Origin of the sequence: Streptomyces sp. 8N114 (genome assembly GCF_052245835.1) — a bacterium.
In the GTDB taxonomy this organism is placed as follows: Bacteria; Actinomycetota; Actinomycetes; order Streptomycetales; family Streptomycetaceae; genus Streptomyces.
This window is the reverse complement of sequence record NZ_JBQQBT010000013.1, coordinates 41,951-57,159: the sequence shown is the minus strand read 5'-3', so window position 1 is coordinate 57,159 and position 15,209 is coordinate 41,951. Positions and strand designations below refer to the sequence as shown.

14 protein-coding genes and 1 pseudogene are annotated in these 15,209 nt (G+C 70.4%); 8 read left to right on the top strand and 7 right to left on the bottom strand.

Features of this window, described 5'->3' with window-relative positions; genetic code table 11:
- Positions 1-77: 77 nt before the first annotated feature.
- Together ACTWQF_RS24180 and ACTWQF_RS24175 are read right to left on the bottom strand one after the other, a co-directional pair.
- The gene (locus tag ACTWQF_RS24180; protein WP_443281743.1) at positions 78-743 is read right to left on the bottom strand and encodes a LysM peptidoglycan-binding domain-containing protein; all 666 of its coding nucleotides are present in this window, start codon (positions 741-743) and stop codon (positions 78-80) included.
- A gap of 167 nt (positions 744-910) precedes the next feature.
- Positions 911-1,477 carry a peroxiredoxin gene (locus tag ACTWQF_RS24175; protein ID WP_443281742.1) on the bottom strand — a complete coding sequence of 189 codons (567 nt, stop codon included), beginning with the start codon at positions 1,475-1,477 and terminating at the stop codon, positions 911-913.
- Positions 1,478-1,813: 336 nt separating this feature from the next.
- Between ACTWQF_RS24175 and ACTWQF_RS24170 the strand changes: the two genes are divergently transcribed.
- From ACTWQF_RS24170 to ACTWQF_RS24150, 5 genes are all read left to right on the top strand, one after another.
- Positions 1,814-2,575: a DeoR/GlpR family DNA-binding transcription regulator gene (locus ACTWQF_RS24170; protein ID WP_443281741.1), complete on the top strand. Its 762-nt coding sequence runs from the start codon at positions 1,814-1,816 to the stop codon at positions 2,573-2,575.
- A 79-nt stretch (positions 2,576-2,654) separates the two neighbouring features.
- Entirely contained in the window at positions 2,655-4,058 is a 1,404-nt protein-coding gene (locus ACTWQF_RS24165; RefSeq protein WP_443281740.1) for an ABC transporter substrate-binding protein, read from the top strand.
- Positions 4,055-5,032: a carbohydrate ABC transporter permease gene (locus tag ACTWQF_RS24160; RefSeq protein WP_443281739.1), complete on the top strand. Its 978-nt coding sequence runs from the start codon at positions 4,055-4,057 to the stop codon at positions 5,030-5,032. Before ACTWQF_RS24165 ends, ACTWQF_RS24160 begins: the two co-directional genes overlap by 4 nt.
- Positions 5,029-5,931, top strand: coding sequence for a carbohydrate ABC transporter permease (locus ACTWQF_RS24155; protein ID WP_443281738.1), 903 nt, complete (start codon positions 5,029-5,031; stop codon positions 5,929-5,931). The genes ACTWQF_RS24160 and ACTWQF_RS24155 overlap by 4 nt, the downstream gene beginning before the upstream one ends.
- Positions 5,928-6,917 (top strand): zinc-dependent alcohol dehydrogenase family protein, encoded by a 990-nt coding sequence (locus ACTWQF_RS24150; RefSeq protein WP_443281737.1) that lies wholly within the window; start codon positions 5,928-5,930, stop codon positions 6,915-6,917. The genes ACTWQF_RS24155 and ACTWQF_RS24150 overlap by 4 nt, the downstream gene beginning before the upstream one ends.
- 42 nt (positions 6,918-6,959) lie before the next feature.
- Here the strand turns inward: ACTWQF_RS24150 and ACTWQF_RS24145 are convergent, their stop codons facing one another.
- Positions 6,960-8,990, bottom strand: a complete 2,031-nt coding sequence (locus ACTWQF_RS24145) for a CocE/NonD family hydrolase (RefSeq protein ID WP_443281736.1) — start codon at positions 8,988-8,990, stop codon at positions 6,960-6,962.
- A gap of 33 nt (positions 8,991-9,023) precedes the next feature.
- Positions 9,024-10,436, bottom strand: coding sequence for an ATP-grasp domain-containing protein (locus ACTWQF_RS24140; RefSeq protein ID WP_443281851.1), 1,413 nt, complete (start codon positions 10,434-10,436; stop codon positions 9,024-9,026).
- A gap of 298 nt (positions 10,437-10,734) precedes the next feature.
- Between ACTWQF_RS24140 and ACTWQF_RS24135 the strand changes: the two genes are divergently transcribed.
- Complete coding sequence (locus ACTWQF_RS24135) at positions 10,735-10,968, top strand: hypothetical protein (protein WP_443281735.1); 234 nt, start codon at positions 10,735-10,737, stop codon at positions 10,966-10,968.
- A 119-nt stretch (positions 10,969-11,087) separates the two neighbouring features.
- Here the strand turns inward: ACTWQF_RS24135 and ACTWQF_RS24130 are convergent, their stop codons facing one another.
- Positions 11,088-11,549, bottom strand: coding sequence for a DUF4345 domain-containing protein (locus ACTWQF_RS24130; protein ID WP_443281734.1), 462 nt, complete (start codon positions 11,547-11,549; stop codon positions 11,088-11,090).
- A gap of 53 nt (positions 11,550-11,602) precedes the next feature.
- Entirely contained in the window at positions 11,603-12,244 is a 642-nt protein-coding gene (locus ACTWQF_RS24125) for a TetR/AcrR family transcriptional regulator (RefSeq protein WP_443281733.1), read from the bottom strand.
- A gap of 71 nt (positions 12,245-12,315) precedes the next feature.
- Between ACTWQF_RS24125 and ACTWQF_RS24120 the strand changes: the two are divergent.
- Positions 12,316-12,795: pseudogene (locus tag ACTWQF_RS24120) on the top strand (SRPBCC family protein); the annotation flags it as partial.
- 23 nt (positions 12,796-12,818) lie between these two features.
- Here the strand turns inward: ACTWQF_RS24120 and ACTWQF_RS24115 are convergent.
- Entirely contained in the window at positions 12,819-13,661 is an 843-nt protein-coding gene (locus ACTWQF_RS24115; RefSeq protein ID WP_443281732.1) for an MOSC domain-containing protein, read from the bottom strand.
- Between the two features lie 250 nt (positions 13,662-13,911).
- Between ACTWQF_RS24115 and thiI the strand changes: the two genes are divergently transcribed.
- Positions 13,912-15,105 (top strand): tRNA uracil 4-sulfurtransferase ThiI, encoded by a 1,194-nt coding sequence (gene thiI / locus ACTWQF_RS24110; protein ID WP_443281850.1) that lies wholly within the window; start codon positions 13,912-13,914, stop codon positions 15,103-15,105.
- Positions 15,106-15,209: the final 104 nt, after the last annotated feature.

The following is a 15,209-nucleotide window of genomic DNA, read 5'->3' as shown; positions in this document are numbered from 1 at the left end:
GAAGCCACCGCCCCCGGCCCGCCGTGACGGTGGGCGGACCGGGGCCGGAACGGGCGGAGGTGGGCCCGGGATGACGATCAGTACCAGCCGTGCGAGTTGTGGAAGGCAAGCGCCGCCGCCCAGGAGCCGTACCGCTGCTGGACGTAGCGCTCGGCTCCGGCGTGCTGTTCGGCAACCGTGCCCCTGCCCCAGGGCTGGTCGGTCTGGAACAGCCCGTAGTACTTGCCGTTCTGTGCGTTCGGGTTGCCGCTGGACTCCCGGCGGATGATCTCCGCCTTGGCGGAGTTCTCCGCAGTCGAGGCGCTCGGGGCCTGGGCCTTGCTGCGGCCCTGCGGCCCCTGCTGCGGCTGGGGGGCTGCTTGCTGCGCCTGTGATGCCGTCTGTTGTCCGGCGCTGGGCGGGGCCGCGGTGTCCGGGGCCGTCGGGGCGGGCCGGGGTGCGGCCTCTCCGACGGTCAGGCGCTGCCCGGGGTAGATCCGGTCGGGATCCTCGAGGTTGTTCTGCCTGGCCAGTTCCTGCCAGTTGGTGCCGAGGTTCTGTGCCACCTCGGAGAGAGTGTCGCCGGAGCGCACCTCGTAGGTGTTGTTGGTCGCGGAGCCCTGAGCGGAACCCTGACGCTGCGTGGTCTCCGAGTGCGTGTGTGTGTCGGCTGACTGCGCCTCCTGCCCGAAGGCAGGCGCGGCGGGAACGGCAACGGCGGCCGCTGTCAGGACGCCGAAGGTGGCGATCTTGGTCTTACGCATCTGAATCAAGTCCTTACCGTCGAGCCCGGAGACTCTCTGTTGGGGTCAGAGGAAAGCCCGTCAGAGCCGTAGCAAACTCCGTCAGATGCGATCCGGGCCGACGATCCGTTCTGCTTTGCCGATCTTTCACTCGTCCAGAGGTACCGGGCGTCCCCGTTGGGCGGTACCTAGCGGGGATCGGCCCGCAACCAGTCGAGAACTTGGGCGGCGTGCCGGTCCGGAGGGAAGACGGGATAGAAAACGTGCTCGATCACGCCGTCGTGGACGATCAGGGTGAGGCGGCGGTAGAACGTCCGCCCGCCGGCCGTGAAGGTGGGCAGGCCGAGGGCTCCGGCGAGGGTCAGCGCGGGGTCGGAGAGCATCGCGAAGGGCAGCCGCAGCCGCTCGACCACCTCCCGCTGGTAGGGGCTGTCCTGGCTGGATACGCCGAATACCGCCGCGGCACCAGCGGCACGCAGTTGCTCGTGCTGGTCGCGGAATCCGCATGCTTCGGGGGTGCAGCCGCGTGCACCGGGGATGCTGTCCCAGCCGCTGGGCAGGTCGCGGTCCGGGCGGCCGGTGAGGGGATAGACGTAGAGGACGGTGCGCCCGGGGCCGAGTCGGTCCAGAGCCACCAACTGCCCGCCTGTCTCCGGGAGTTCGAGGTGTGGCAGCCGCGTTCCCGGCAGGTGGTCCGCCGCACCGTCGTCCTCGGGCTCGGGCAGTCCTGCGGGCAGTCGCGTCAGATCGTCCACAGGGTCTCCTTCCCCGCCGCTGAGTGCCGTGCTGGTGCCGTTGCCCGAACCTAACCCCCGCGCCGAGGGTCGGAGCCAAGCCGCCGCGTGACCGTACGGCTCCGCGACGGAACGGACACCGAACGGGCGAACAGCTGCCCGGAACGGGCGGCGTCCTGCGGCGGTCGGCATCGAAAGTGCTGGTCACGAGCGCTTCCGTGCGACGCGGGAACGGGCACAAGTGGCCATGAACTCTTCCGCCGCAAGGCTGGCCGCTCCGGCCCGGGGCGAGGTACAACTCTCAACACGGGCAGGAACGGGCAGGTCCGTGACCGAACGGAGAGGGGCGCGGGAGTCATGAGCGCGGCGGAGCGACAGCGGCAGATCGTCGGTACGGCACGACGGCTGGGCTCCGTCGAGGTGGCCCAGCTGGCTGCGGAACTGGGTGTGGCCAAGGAGACGGTGCGCCGCGATCTGCGCGTGCTGGAGCAGCACGGGCTGCTGCGCCGGACGCACGGCGGCGCCTATCCGGTGGAGAGCGCCGGGTTCGAGACGACGCTCGCGTACCGCACCACCATGCATGTGCCCGAGAAGCGGCGGATTGCCTCGGCGGCCGTCGAGCTGCTCGGGGACGCGGAGACGATCTTCATCGACGAGGGATTCACCCCGCAGCTCATCGCGGAGGCGCTGCCGCGGGACCGGCAGCTGACCGTGGTGACGGCCTCGCTGCCGGTGGCGAGCGTGCTGGCGACGGCCGGGGAGTTCACCGTACTGCTGCTCGGCGGGCGGGTACGCGGCGGAACGCTGGCAACCGTGGAGCACTGGACGACGAAGATGCTCGCCGGGTTCGTCATCGATCTGGCCTTCGTGGGGGCCAACGGCATCTCCCGGGAACACGGGCTGACCACCCCGGACCCGGCCGTCAGCGAGGTCAAGGCCCAGGCGGTGCGGGCCGCGCGGCGGCGGGTCTTCGCGGGGCCGCACACGAAGTTCGGCGCGGTGAGTTTCTGCCGCTTCGCCGAGGTGGGTGACTTCGAGGCGCTGGTCACCTCGACGGGTCTGCCCGCGCCGGAGGCACACCGCTACGCGTTGCGCGGGCCGCAGGTCATCAGGGCCTGACCCGCTCCCCAGCTCGGCACGGGCGGCCGTGCCGTGCGCCCGCGATTGACCGGAATATCACGATTCGCCAGGAGTTCACATGCGCTGTCAGAGCAGTCCGCAGGGCCGGATACGTAGCCGACCACGACGGGCCAGGGCGGTCAGGGCCGCCACCGCCGCCGGCACGGCGGGCGTACTGCTCGCGCTGTCCGCCTGCGCGGGGGCAGGCGCTCTCGGCTCCGGAGGCGACACGATCAACGTCCTGATGGTGAACAACCCGCAGATGCTGGAGCTCCAGAAGCTCACCGCCAAGCACTTCACCAAAGAGACCGGCATCAAGGTCAACTTCACGGTGCTGCCGGAGAACGACGTCCGCGACAAGATCAGCCAGGACTTCGCCAACCAGGCCGGGCAGTACGACGTGGCGACGCTCAGCAACTACGAGACGCCGATCTTCGCCAAGAACGGCTGGCTGCGCTCGCTGACCCCGTACACGCGCAAGGACAAGGGCTTCGACCAGCAGGACATCCTCCCGTCGGTGCGCGAATCGCTCAGCGGCGAGAACGGCCAGGTCTACGCGCAGCCCTTCTACGGCGAGTCGTCCTTCCTGATGTACCGCAAGGACGTCTTCGAGCGGGAGGGCCTGAAGATGCCCAAGCACCCCACCTGGCCGCAGGTGGCCGAGCTCGCGGCCGAGGCGGACGGTGCCGAGCACGGCATGAAGGGCATCTGTCTGCGCGGACTGCCCGGCTGGGGTGAGCTCGTCGCCCCGCTGACGACCGTCGTGAACACCTACGGCGGAACCTGGTTCGACAAGGACTGGAAAGCACGGCTGAACGATCCCGCGTTCCGCAAGGCGACCAAGTTCTATGTCGACCTGGTGCGCAAGCACGGCGAGTCCGGGGCAGCCCAGTCCGGCTACGCCGAGTGTCTCAACAACATGACCCAGGGCAAGACGGCCATGTGGTACGACGCGACGGCGGGCGCCGGCTCCCTGGAGAGCGCGAAGTCCAAGGTGAAGGGGAAGATCGGCTACGTGCCCGCGCCGGTCGTCAAGACGAAGAGCTCGGGCTGGCTCTACTCCTGGGCCTGGGGCCTCCAGAAGGCGAGCCGCAACCCGGACAAGGCGTGGAAGTTCATCTCCTGGGCGTCCGGCAAGGAGTACGAGAAGCTCGTCGGCAAGGAATTCGGCTGGGCCAACGTCCCGGCGGGCAAGCGGGCCTCGACGTACGAGCTGCCCGAGTACAAGAAGGCCGCCGGCGCCTTCCACGAGGTCACCCGCGAGGCCATCACCGAGGCCGAGCCCCGGAACCCGGGCGTGCAGAAGCGCCCCACGATCGGCATCCAGTTCGTGGACATCCCCGAGTTCTCCGACCTCGGCACCAAGGTCTCCCATGAGATCAGCGCCGCCATCGCGGGCCGCCAGTCGGTGGACAAGGCGCTGCAGAAGGCCCAGCAGCTGGCGCAGGAGGTCTCCGACGACTACGAGGGAAGAGGCCGATGAGCACTCCGACCACCACTCCGGCCCCGGGCGCGCACGAGGACAAGCCCGTACCGACCGCTCCGCCGGCAACCGCCGCACCGAAAGGACCGCCGAACCGGCTGCGGGCCTGGGTCACCCGGGCTCCGCTGCTGCCCGCGCTGGTCTTCATGATCGTCGTCACCCAACTGCCGTTCGTGGCCACGCTGGTGGTCTCGTTCTTCGACTGGAACGCGCTCTATCCCGAAGCGCGGTCCTTCGGCGGCTTCGAGAACTACCAGGAGGTGCTCGGCGACCCCGAGTTGCGCGACTCGGTGCTGACCACCGCGCTGCTGACCGCCGTCGTCGTACTGGCCAGTCTCGTACTGGGGCTGCTGCTTGCGCTGCTGCTCGACCGGAGCTTCCGGGGACGCGGACTGGTGCGCACCCTGCTGATCGCACCGTTCCTGCTGGTGCCGGTGGCCGCCGCACTGCTGTGGAAGCACGTGCTCTTCAACCCTGAGTACGGGCTGTTCAACGGTGCGCTCAGCTGGCTGTTCGGGGAGAAGGCGCCGCAGCCGGACTGGGTGGCTGAAATGCCGCTGGGCGCAGTGCAGGTGGCGCTGATCTGGCAGTGGACGCCGTTCATGATGCTGATCCTGCTCGCAGGGCTGCAGAGCCGTCCCGCCGACGCCATCGAGGCGGCACGGATCGACGGGGCCGGGGCCTGGCAGATCTTCCGCTATCTGACGCTGCCGCATCTGCGCCGCTATCTGGAGCTGGGCGCGCTGCTGGGGTCGATCTACATCGTGCAGAACTTCGACGCCGTCTTCACCATCACCTCCGGCGGGCTGGGCACCGCGAACCTGCCGTACACCATCTACCAGACCTTCTACCAAGGCCATGAGTACGGCCTGGCCTCGGCCGCCGGGGTGCTCGTCGTCATCGGCTCCCTGCTCATCGCCACCCTCGCGCTGCGGGTGGTCTCGTCCCTGTTCCGCGAGGAGGTCCGCGCATGAGCGCTCTGACCACAGGCGCACCGGAGGCGGCACCGTCCGCGGCGCCGCCGAAGGCTTCGTCCGCCGCGCCGAGAAGTGTCCGCCGGAAGAACGCCGCGCTGGGCCTGCTGGCCTGGGTGTGCGGGCTGCTGTTCGTGCTGCCGATCGCCTGGATGGTGCTCACCTCGCTGCACTCGGAGTCGGACGCCGCCACCAACCCGCCCTCGCTCGCGGCGCCGCTGACGCTGGACGGCTACCGGGAGTTCTTCGGCGCTGGCGGCGGCGCCGCACCGTGGCCCGCGCTGGCCAACTCGCTGATGGCCTCGGTCTTCTCCACCCTGCTGGTGCTGCTTCTGGCGCTGCCGGCCGCGTACGCGCTGTCCATCCGGCCCGTACGCAAGTGGACCGACGTGCTGTTCTTCTTCCTGTCGACGAAGATGCTGCCGATCGTCGCCGGACTGTTGCCGATCTACCTGTTCGCGAAGAACACCGGCTTCCTCGACAACATATGGCTGCTCGTCATCCTCTACACGTCGATGAACCTGCCGATCGCGGTGTGGATGATGCAGTCCTTCCTCGCCGAAGTGCCGACCGCGCTGATCGAGGCGGCACAGATCGACGGGGCACGACTGCCCACCGTCCTCACCCGGGTCGTCGCGCCGGTCGCCGCGCCCGGCATCGCGGCCACCTCGCTGATCTGTTTCATCTTCTCCTGGAACGAGATGTTGTTCGCGCGGGTGCTGACGGGGGTCGTGGCGCAGACCGCGCCCGTCTTCCTGACCGGCTTCATCACCAGTCAGGGGCTCTTCCTGGCCAAGGTGTGCGCCGCGTCTCTCGTGATCTCCCTGCCGGTGCTCGCCGCGGGGTTCGCCGCCCAGGACAAGCTGGTCCAGGGCCTGTCGCTAGGAGCTGTGAAATGAAGGCCGCACTCGTCGAGTCCGTGGGCAAGGTGTCCCTGACGGAGATTCCCGACCCGGCCCCCGGACCCCGCGAGGTGGTGGTGAAGGTCGCGGCCTGCGGGCTGTGCGGCACCGATCTGCACATCCTCCAGGGCGAGTTCGCCCCCTCGCTGCCGCTGGTGCCCGGGCATGAGTTCGCCGGGGAAGTGGTGGCGCTGGGCAGCGAGGTGACCGAGCTGGCCGAGGGCGATCAGGTGGCCGTCGACCCGTCGCTGTACTGCCACGAATGCCGCTACTGCCGACGCGGCCACAACAACCTGTGCGACCGGTGGGCGGCGATCGGCGTGTCCCGCGCGGGCGGCGCCGCCGAGTACGCCGTCGCACCCGTCGCCAACTGTGTACGCCTGCCCGAGCACGTACGTGCCCAGGACGCCGCCCTTATCGAGCCGCTGTCCTGCGCGGTACGCGGTTACGACGTGCTCAAGAGCCAGCTCGGCTCCCATGTGCTGATCTACGGCTCGGGGACCATGGGGCTGATGATGCTGGAGCTGGCCAAGCGGACCGGTGCGGCCAGTGTGGAGGTGCTCGACCTCAATCCCGACCGGCTGGCCACGGCCCGCAAGCTGGGGTGCAGCGGCACGGCGGCCACCGCCGAGGAGCTGGACCGGCCCGACGGCTGGGACCTGGTGGTGGACGCGACGGGCAACGCGGCCGCCATCCAGGACGGCCTGGGCCGGGTCGCCAAGGCAGGCACGTTCCTGCAGTTCGGCGTCTCCGACTACGCGACACGGGCCACCATCGAGCCGTACCGCATCTACAACCAGGAGATCACCATCACCGGTTCCATGGCCGTGCTGCACAGCTACGAGCGTGCAGCCGAGCTGTTCGCGGGCGGAATTCTCGACCCGGAGGTGTTCATTTCCGACCGGATGCCGCTGGCCTCCTATCCGCAGGCACTGGGGCGCTTCGCTGAAGGCAAGGGCCGCAAGATTGTGGTGGTGCCGTGAGGGGGTGAGCTCTTCTGGTCAGGGGCGGGGCGCGGTTGTGCCCTAGAGGCAGTCCCGGGGTACCGCTTCGTTCCAGGTGCGGGAGAAGACGCGGTTTCCCGACTCGTAGGCGTCCAGCGTGGCGTGTATGTGGAACGCGCTCTCGGTGCAGGTCAGCACCGTACGGGTAGCGGTCTGCGTCTCCCAGCCGTCGCGCCGGAACGTCATCGTCCAGACGGACTCGCCGGCCACGGAGGTGAAGTCGTCGGCAATCGCCGTATACCGCTCGTAGGCGCGGCGACCGACCTCCAGCCCGATGTGGTCCAGCCGCTCCATCCCCCGGTCCTTCACGATCTCCAACTCCTGGTGGTAGCCGATCAGATCGCGCTTGACGTCCCAGCGTTCCTCCGGGGACCTGAGCGTGCTGGTGGCCAGCGGCGGCGCCCCCTCCGGTTCGCCGAACAGACCGCGCGGTGCCTCTCCCTCCTCCTGCGGGGTGCGCACCGGCAGGGTGAGGATGCTGGAGTTCTCGTACACGCTCAGCAGCGAGGGCCTGGGCGGCGGCCAGGCCAGCGGCCAGTACGAGGTGGACAGGGAGAGCCGGATGCGGTGGCCCGGCGGGAACGCCTGTGCCACCCCGTTGAGCTGCACGGTGGCCCGGTAGCGGCGGCCGGGCTCCAGCGGCTCGGGGTCGTCGGTACCGCTGTGGCGGGTGAGGTTCATCAGGCCGTAGGTGATACGGGTGGCGCTGCCGTCGGGCGCCACATCGGACAGCCGCGCGGCGACCTGCGCCACCGGCTCGCCGACCGACAGCTCCAACTCGACGCTCGGCGAGCCGAGGATCTCCAGCCGCTCGGTGAGCGGCGCCGTCTCGAAGACCAATGACCCGCCGTCCTCCTCCCGCTGGTCGTAGGGCAGGTCCGGAGGCGCGTTGTAGGAGGCCCACTTGCCCGCGAACTGGCCGACCGACAGCGGCGAGCGCACCGTCAGCGCCGCTCCCGGCGCTGCCTCGTTCTGCTCCTCCGGGGAGCAGATGCGGTAGCGGGACAGCGGGTGGTCGATCTCCGTGACGTGCGGCGAGGGCCACTCCGGCTCCACCACCCACCGGCCGGGCCGCTCCTCGTAGGCGGTGGACGGAGGCACGCTGTCCTGCATCCAGGTGCTCAGCATGGGGCCTTCCATGACGCCGTTGTCGACGCCCTTGAGCCAGTGGTCCCACCAGCGGACGACCTCCTGGAGATAGCCGATGGCCGGGCCCGGCTCGCCCAGGTGCGGGAACTTGTGCGACCAGGGGCCGATGAGGCCCTTACGCGGGACGTCCAAGTGGGCGAGAAGCCGGGTGACGGCGTTGGAGTACCCGTCGGCCCAGCCGCTGGAGGCCAGCACCGGGCAGCGCACGGCCTGGTAGTCCTCGCAGACCGAGGCGTGCCGCCAGTAGTCGTCGCGCCGCTGGTGGCGCAGCCACTCCAGTACCCACGGCTCGCTGTGCTCCAGCCGCTCGAACCACATGTCGCGCCAGCGGTCCCCGACGACAGCGGGGTCGGGCGGACAGGTGCTGTAGGCGAACATGGTGCCTGCCTCGGCCAGGTTGTCCGACAGCAGCGTGCCGCCCATGTAGTGCATGTCGTCGGCGTACCTGTCGTCGGTGAACGAGGCGATGACGATGGCGCGCAGGCTCTCCGGCCGGCGCGCCGCTACCTGGAGGGCGGCGAAGGCACCCCAGGAGATGCCCATCATTCCGGTGGTGCCGTCGCACCAGGGCTGTGCGGCCAGCCATTCGAGGACGGCCTCGGCGTCCTGCTGCTCCTGCTCCAGATACTCGTCCCCGAGCACTCCGTCGGAGTCCCCGGTGCCGCGCAGGTCGACACGCACGCAGTTGTAGCCGTGGCCCGCGATGTAGGGGTGGTGGATCGAGTCCCGTACGGCGGTCAGATCGCGCTGCCGGTAGGGGATGTACTCCAGCACCGCCGGCAAGGGCTCCTCGTCCGAACAGACGGGACGCCACACCCGGGCCGACAGCCGGGTGCCGTCCGGGAGCGGCACGGTGGTGGGCTCTTCCTTGGTCTCGTAGGGCAGGTTGTGCACGCTGCGCATGGCGCGGTCTCCGCTCGACGATGGTGCTGCGCGTTAGGGCTTGCCCCGCGGATCCTGCGTACCCGGCATCGGGGTTGCCCTGTTCTGGAAGGGGGTGCCCCTGCCGGTTCGCCCCAGGCTGCCGGCGCGTTGTGGCTGGTCGCGCAGTTCCCCGCGCCCCTTCGGGGCGCGCCGGGGCGCATCGCCGAGGGCTGTGCCGGTCGGCGCCGTGCCGTGCAGACCCAGGGCCGCGATGGCGCGGTCGTACTTCTCTCGCAGTTCGGTCTCGTCCTCCCCGGCGGTGAAGATGTGCGCGATCTCGTAGCTGTAGCTGTCCTGCTGTGCAAGGTTCCGCAGCCGCTGGCCCTCGTCGGGCACCACGTCGATGCGCACGCCGGGAATCTCCTCCTCCACCCTGGCGACCTCCTCGTCGGAGGGCACCTGCCGGGCCACCCCGTCGGTGAACCAGCGGTGGTACCACTTGGCCGCGCACAGGTAGGGGCCCGCGCGGTGCGGAAGGGCGGGGTCCCGGCCGAGGGCGAGGGCGAGCATGCAGTGGTGGTTGGGGACGCCGTCCACGTAGCCGAACAGCTCGGCGTGTGACTGGGAGTGCCTCGGGTTGATCTCCAGTAGCTTGATCTCGTCCTTCCCTGGGTCGTAGAAGAACTCGATGCTGAACGTGGCGGCGTCCATCCCGATCTGCCGGACGACGCGCCGGGAGACCTCGGCCAGCCGCTCCTGGACGGGCTCCGGGAGCCTGCTGGGGTACTGGTGCCGCAGGAAGGAGGGTGTGTCGGGGTAGTTGATGGAGTCGAGCACCCCGTAGACGGTGACGGCGCCCTGGTGCACATAGCCCTCGACGGCGACCTGGAGGCCGGTCAGCCTCTCCTCGGCGAGACAGACCATGCCGCCCACCCGGGCCATCTCGTCCGGGAGCTCGATCTGGTCGAGCACGTACTCGAACGGCTCGCCGAGCCGGGTGATGCCCTCGCGGATCTTGTCGACGGCCGTGCGGAACTCCTCCAGGTCCGCCACTCCGTAGGCCAGTTCCGACGAGTAGGACAGCGCCGGTTTGACCCACATCGGGAAGCGCACCCCGGCGGGCGGCTCCGGCTGCGCGGCGTCCAGGTCCACCCGGCCGAACCTCGGCACCTCGTCGATGACCTGCTGCTGCTCCAGCCTGCTCCAGTATTTGTGCTCGCACTTGACGACCGAGTCCAGGCTGGTGCTGCGTGTGCCGTACTGCTCGGCCAGCAGCGGGATCATGGTGCTGACGGGGAAGTCCCAGTACCCGACGACGGCGTCGACGCGGCCGTCGAAGGAGTCCAGGACGCCCCGCGCCCGGTCCAGCAGCGCGGGCACCGAGATCCCGTCCCCCTGCAGTTCCTCCGGGGCCAGCAGCGGATGGAAGCGGTAGCGCGCCGCGTCGGGGACCGCTTCCAGGGTGGTGCGGTTGGCGTCGTCCATGCCCAGGACGAAGACGTTCTTCTCCTCCTGCGTGGCCGCGTTGCCCGTGGCGTTTCCTGTGGCGTTCTCGGATATGGACACGTGCCCTCTCAACCTCAGTGTTCGGTGGTCCCGGGCGGAGCCCGGGGCCGCCGGCGCACTGGCCCGACCCCGGCAGCCGGGACCGGGTTGCCGGGCAACGGAGCGGAGAAACGTGCGCGTCAGGCCGGGTGGTGCCTCGTTGCCGATCCGCAGCTTGATCGTTGGAGCCAGTGCGAATCCGGAGCACTGGGTTCCGGAGCGAGGAGAGGAGAACTCGTTGACACGGAGGAGTATCGCGCTGGCAGCAGCCGTTGCGATGAGCGGCGTACTGCTGGCGACCGGACAGGCCGCCGCCACGTCCCACACCCAGGCGCAGGCCGGCAAGCCGCCTTTCCCGTACGTCGACTGCATCAAAGAGGTGAAGAAGCAGCACAAGGCCAGTGACGCAAGGGCCAAGCACATTTGCGACCAGCTGGTGAAAAAGGGGTGGATCAAGCCGCCGAACGCCTGAGCCTGCCGAAGACGCCCCGTCGGACAGCGGATGTGCTGTCCGACGGGGGCTCTTTGCGTTGCGCCCGGTCAGTGGTCAGCTGTCATCAGTCGGCGATCAGCGGTGGACGGCGGCCCGGTTCACCGTGCCGCCGCGGCGGGTGTCCGCCGAGCGGGTGCCTGCTGGGCGCGGGCCGCCTTGGCGACTGCTGCCTGCCAGGCCAGCAGGCCGGGGACGGCGACCAGTTCGAGGCCGAGCGCGGCGATCATCGTCGGGTACGGGCGGCCTGTCCTACGCCAGGAGACCACGCGTCCGATGCCGCCGGCGAACGCGGTGCCGAGCACCAGGCGCAGCACGCCGCCGCGCTGTTCCACGCGGGGCAGCGAGGACCAGATGAGCGGTGCGGCTGCCAGCCAGAAGGCGTTGACGAAGCGGTACTCGCTGTCGAGCGTCGCGCTGACCTGCCCGCTCTGCCCGGGAAGCGCTGAGGGGCCGGCGAGCATCCCGGCCGTACCGGAAGCGAACGGGATCGCGGCGAGGGTCCCGAGCGTGAGCTGGAGGGCGCGCCGTCCGCGGTCCCCCTGTGCTGATTGAGAAGCCATGCCCTCATGGTTGCGCACCACCTCGGCCTCCGCCTCAACTTCCGCCCCCGCCCTTACCGCTGTTCCCGCGGACCGCCCTTTCCGCGCCGGGCCGCCCCGTCGGATCCGGGCAGGGTGTCGACGAGGGTTGCCGCGCAGTCCTCGACGAGAGTCTCGGCGTGCGCGGGAAGGGTGCCGCCGTTCCCCAGATGGCGCCGGACGACGGCGAGCGGAAGGTCGATCAGGGCGAGGCTGAGGCGTTCGGCGTCCTCGGGGCCCTCCGCGCCCAGCGCCGTGGTCAGGGAGCCGATTGCGGCGAACATCCGCCGGTTGCCCCGGTCGGCGCGTGATCGGTGTTCGTCCGACCACTCCTCCCGCCCGAAGTCGCCCGGGCCGCAGAGGAGCACGGCTGCCTCGTCGGGGTGGGCACGGCACCAGACGACGACATGCCGGGTGGCGGCGCAGGCGCCCTGCCGCACATCGTCGTGCGCGGAGAGGACGCGTAGATAGCCCTCCTGGAAACGTTCGACGGTACGCAGCCACACCTCGGCCAGCAGCGCGTTCCGTCCGGCGAAGCGGTGGTAGAGGGAGCCGCTCGGCGCGCCCGCCTCCTTGGCGACGGCTGCCATGGTCACGCCTGCCGGACCGGATGCGGCAGCCAGCCGGACGGCGGCATCGAGGAGCTGTTCGGTGTCGAATCGGGGTGGCCTCGCCATGGTCGGGAGGGTAGCCTGCTCGTATTAGAGAGCACTCTCTAAAACTGCTTCGCAAGCCCTATGGAGGTCCGATGGACGTCTACAACGTGCACGAACGGCTACTGTCCGCACCGCCGCGCCAGGTGGGTGCCCTGCTCGACTCGCTGGCCGGCGACGACGACCGGCTGTGGCCGCGCGGCTGGCCTGCCATGGCGTTCGACCGGCCACTGGGGGAAGGCGCCGCGGGCGGCCACGGCCCGGTGCGCTACACGGTCGCCACGCACGTTCCCGGCACCTGGGTGCGCTTCACCTTCACCGCTCCGCGGGGCTTCGACGGCTTCCACGAGTACGCGGTGTTCGCGGCGGACGGCGACCGAACGCTGCTGCGGCACACCCTGGCCATGAGGGCGCGCGGCGCGGCCCGCCTCAGCTGGCCGGTGTTCTGGGGCCCGCTGCACGACGCCTGTCTGGAGGACAGCCTGGATTACGCGGAGCGCAGCTGCGGGTGCGAGCCGGCCCGCCCCGCGCACCACAACGGGTATGTGCGGGCCCTGCTGCGGCTCGCCGCCCGCCAGAGCCGGAGCGAGGAGCGGCGCTACACCGGTTCGCCGTCGGCCCAGGCGGTCACCTCGACCTTGTCCCCCACCGCGAGCGTCCCGGGCCGCAGCACGGAGAACTTGGCGCCGAAGGTGACGCCGCCTTCCGGGGAACGCCGGTAGGCCGCCAGGGTGCGGAGGGGCTCCGGGCCCGCCTTGCTGCCGGAGCCCTGTTCGACCATCGTGACCGCACAGCGCACAGCGAGCTTGGTGAAGCCCAGCTCCGCGTCGCCGATCCGCAGCAGTCGTGCCCTGTCCTCGGCGTGGGGTTCCGCGTCCCAGCCGTCCACCACGACGTTGGGGCGGAAGCGGGCCATCGGCAGCGGCGCTGCACCGCGTTCGGCGAGCCGCGCGTTGAGCCGGTCCAGGGTGGCGCGCGAGAGGAGGTGGATAGCTGAACTGTCGGCGTAGCGGGAGGTGCCGGGAGTGAGACCGTCGGTCACCCTGTCGTTCCGGGGCGGGACCCGGACCAGTCTGCTGGGTGCGCCGAGCACCTCCGAAAGCCAGTCGGCGGCGTCAGCGCCCTGGTCGATACCGCGCAGCGGCTGCCCCAGCATGTCCACTTCCCGCGGCTCTCCCTCGAGCTCCACGTCGACGTGCAACGCCTCCGCGCCGGGCGCGCGCAGCGTCAACCGCTCACCGCCCGGTCCCCCTTCGCTCACCTCGGGGCGGATGACGGCGAGCTTCGGGTCCCGTCGCTGGGTACGTCCCACACCTTGCGGCGAGATCACCATGAAACCGCGGTCGTGGGTGAGTCCGGCGGGCTGCATGACCGCGCTCCTGGTGGAGACGGCGGCACACCCCTTGACGGGGTAGTAGGCCAGCTCGACGACCTCGGCCATGTGCTGCTCCCTCGGTTGTGTGCCCGGTTGGCTGTGCGCACGCTCCGTCGATTATGTGCGCGGGCCCCGGCCGCTCATCCCCCGGCCCACTCTCGCGCGCGGACGCCGGCAGGCGGGCGATCGGGACGGGGGCGGGGTCGCATAGCCTGGTCGTCAGGAGGAGAGTTCCGTGACCGACTCAGGACCCCGTCCCCGCCCCGAGGGGCCGCCGGCGAGCGACACACACGCGCGCCGGGCCGGGCCGGAGCATGTGCGCGAGTGTGTCCTGCTCAAGCACGGCGAGGTCTTTCTGCGCGGCCGTAACCGCGCCCGCTTCGAGGAGCTGCTGTACCGCAACCTGCGGGATGCGCTGCGCACGCTCCCCGGCCCGACGTGGGTCGAGAAGGGCCGCAGCGTCACGCTGGTGGGCGGCGCGCCTCCGCTGGAGGAACTCGTGGACTGCGTACGCCGCGTGATCGGCTTCAGCCTGGTGCAGCCGGCCGTGCGCATCCCCAGCACCGTCGAGGACATCGGCGCCCACGCGGTGCGTGCCCTGCGCCGGGCGCGGGACGAGCGCACCGACGGCAGCGGAGAGGTCACTTTCGCCGTACGTCCGAAGCGGCGGGACAAGTCCTTTCCGCTGACCTCCTCCGAGCTGGCCGTCGCCATCGGTGAGCGGGTGCGGCTGGAGACGGGGGCGCGGGTCGACCTCTCGGCGCCGGACGTGCAGCTGGCGGTGGAAGTGGACCGGCACGCCAGCTATCTGTCCTGGAGCCGGATGCCGGGCCAGGGCGGGCTGCCGGTGGGCTCCAGCGGCCGGGCGCTGGCCCTGCTGTCCGGGGGCTACGACTCGCCGGTCGCCGCCTACCGGGCCATGCGCCGCGGACTGGCCTGCGACTTCGTGCACTTCACCGGTGCTCCGTACACCAACGCCTCCTCCGTCTACAAGGCGTACGCGCTCGCCCGCGAGCTCAACCGCTTCCAGCCGGACCGCGTCCTGTGGGTCGTCCCGCTGGGCAAGGCACAGAAGCAGCTCGCGATCGCGGGGGCCGGCCGGCTCCAGGTGGTCGCCCAGCGCAGGCTGATGGCGCGGGCGGCGAGCGCGCTGGCCCGGCGGCTGGGCGCCGAGGCGCTGGTGACCGGGGACAGCCTGGGACAGGTGGCCAGCCAGACAGTGGCCAACATGGCGGCCGTCGACGAGGCGGCATCGGTACCGCTGCTGCGTCCGCTGCTGGGCTGGGAGAAACAGGAGATCATCGACGAGGCGCGCGCTCTCGGCACCGCCGACGTCTCGGTTCTGCCCGACGAGGACTGCTGCTCGCTGCTGGCCCCCCGCCAGGTCAGCACCCGGGCCCGGGTCCCGGATCTGCAACGGGTGGAGCGCCGCCTGGAGCTGGACGAGCTCGTCGAGGAACTGCTGGCGGGCGCCTGGTCTTTGGAACCCGGCGCCGATCCGGCGGCCTGATCCCTTACAGGGCGCAGCCCCCACCGGGTACGCCGCTCCCCGCGGATGGCCGACGGACAACCCGTGCGTTTCTCACATTCGGTTCGTGACAGAATTGACTACCC

Excerpts from the sequence above, each read along its gene's own strand:
- ACTWQF_RS24150 (WP_443281737.1), top strand. The coding sequence starts at position 5,928 with ATGAAGGCCGCACTCGTCGAGTCCGTGGGCAAGGTGTCCCTGACGGAG.
- ACTWQF_RS24145 (WP_443281736.1), bottom strand. The coding sequence starts at position 8,990 with ATGCGCAGCGTGCACAACCTGCCCTACGAGACCAAGGAAGAGCCCACC.
- ACTWQF_RS24115 (WP_443281732.1), bottom strand. The coding sequence starts at position 13,661 with ATGGCCGAGGTCGTCGAGCTGGCCTACTACCCCGTCAAGGGGTGTGCC.
- ACTWQF_RS24125 (WP_443281733.1), bottom strand. The coding sequence starts at position 12,244 with ATGGCGAGGCCACCCCGATTCGACACCGAACAGCTCCTCGATGCCGCC.
- ACTWQF_RS24180 (WP_443281743.1), bottom strand. The coding sequence starts at position 743 with ATGCGTAAGACCAAGATCGCCACCTTCGGCGTCCTGACAGCGGCCGCC.
- ACTWQF_RS24160 (WP_443281739.1), top strand. The coding sequence starts at position 4,055 with ATGAGCACTCCGACCACCACTCCGGCCCCGGGCGCGCACGAGGACAAG.
- ACTWQF_RS24170 (WP_443281741.1), top strand. The coding sequence starts at position 1,814 with ATGAGCGCGGCGGAGCGACAGCGGCAGATCGTCGGTACGGCACGACGG.
- ACTWQF_RS24165 (WP_443281740.1), top strand. The coding sequence starts at position 2,655 with ATGCGCTGTCAGAGCAGTCCGCAGGGCCGGATACGTAGCCGACCACGA.
- ACTWQF_RS24130 (WP_443281734.1), bottom strand. The coding sequence starts at position 11,549 with ATGGCTTCTCAATCAGCACAGGGGGACCGCGGACGGCGCGCCCTCCAG.
- ACTWQF_RS24155 (WP_443281738.1), top strand. The coding sequence starts at position 5,029 with ATGAGCGCTCTGACCACAGGCGCACCGGAGGCGGCACCGTCCGCGGCG.
- ACTWQF_RS24140 (WP_443281851.1), bottom strand. The coding sequence starts at position 10,436 with ATGGACGACGCCAACCGCACCACCCTGGAAGCGGTCCCCGACGCGGCG.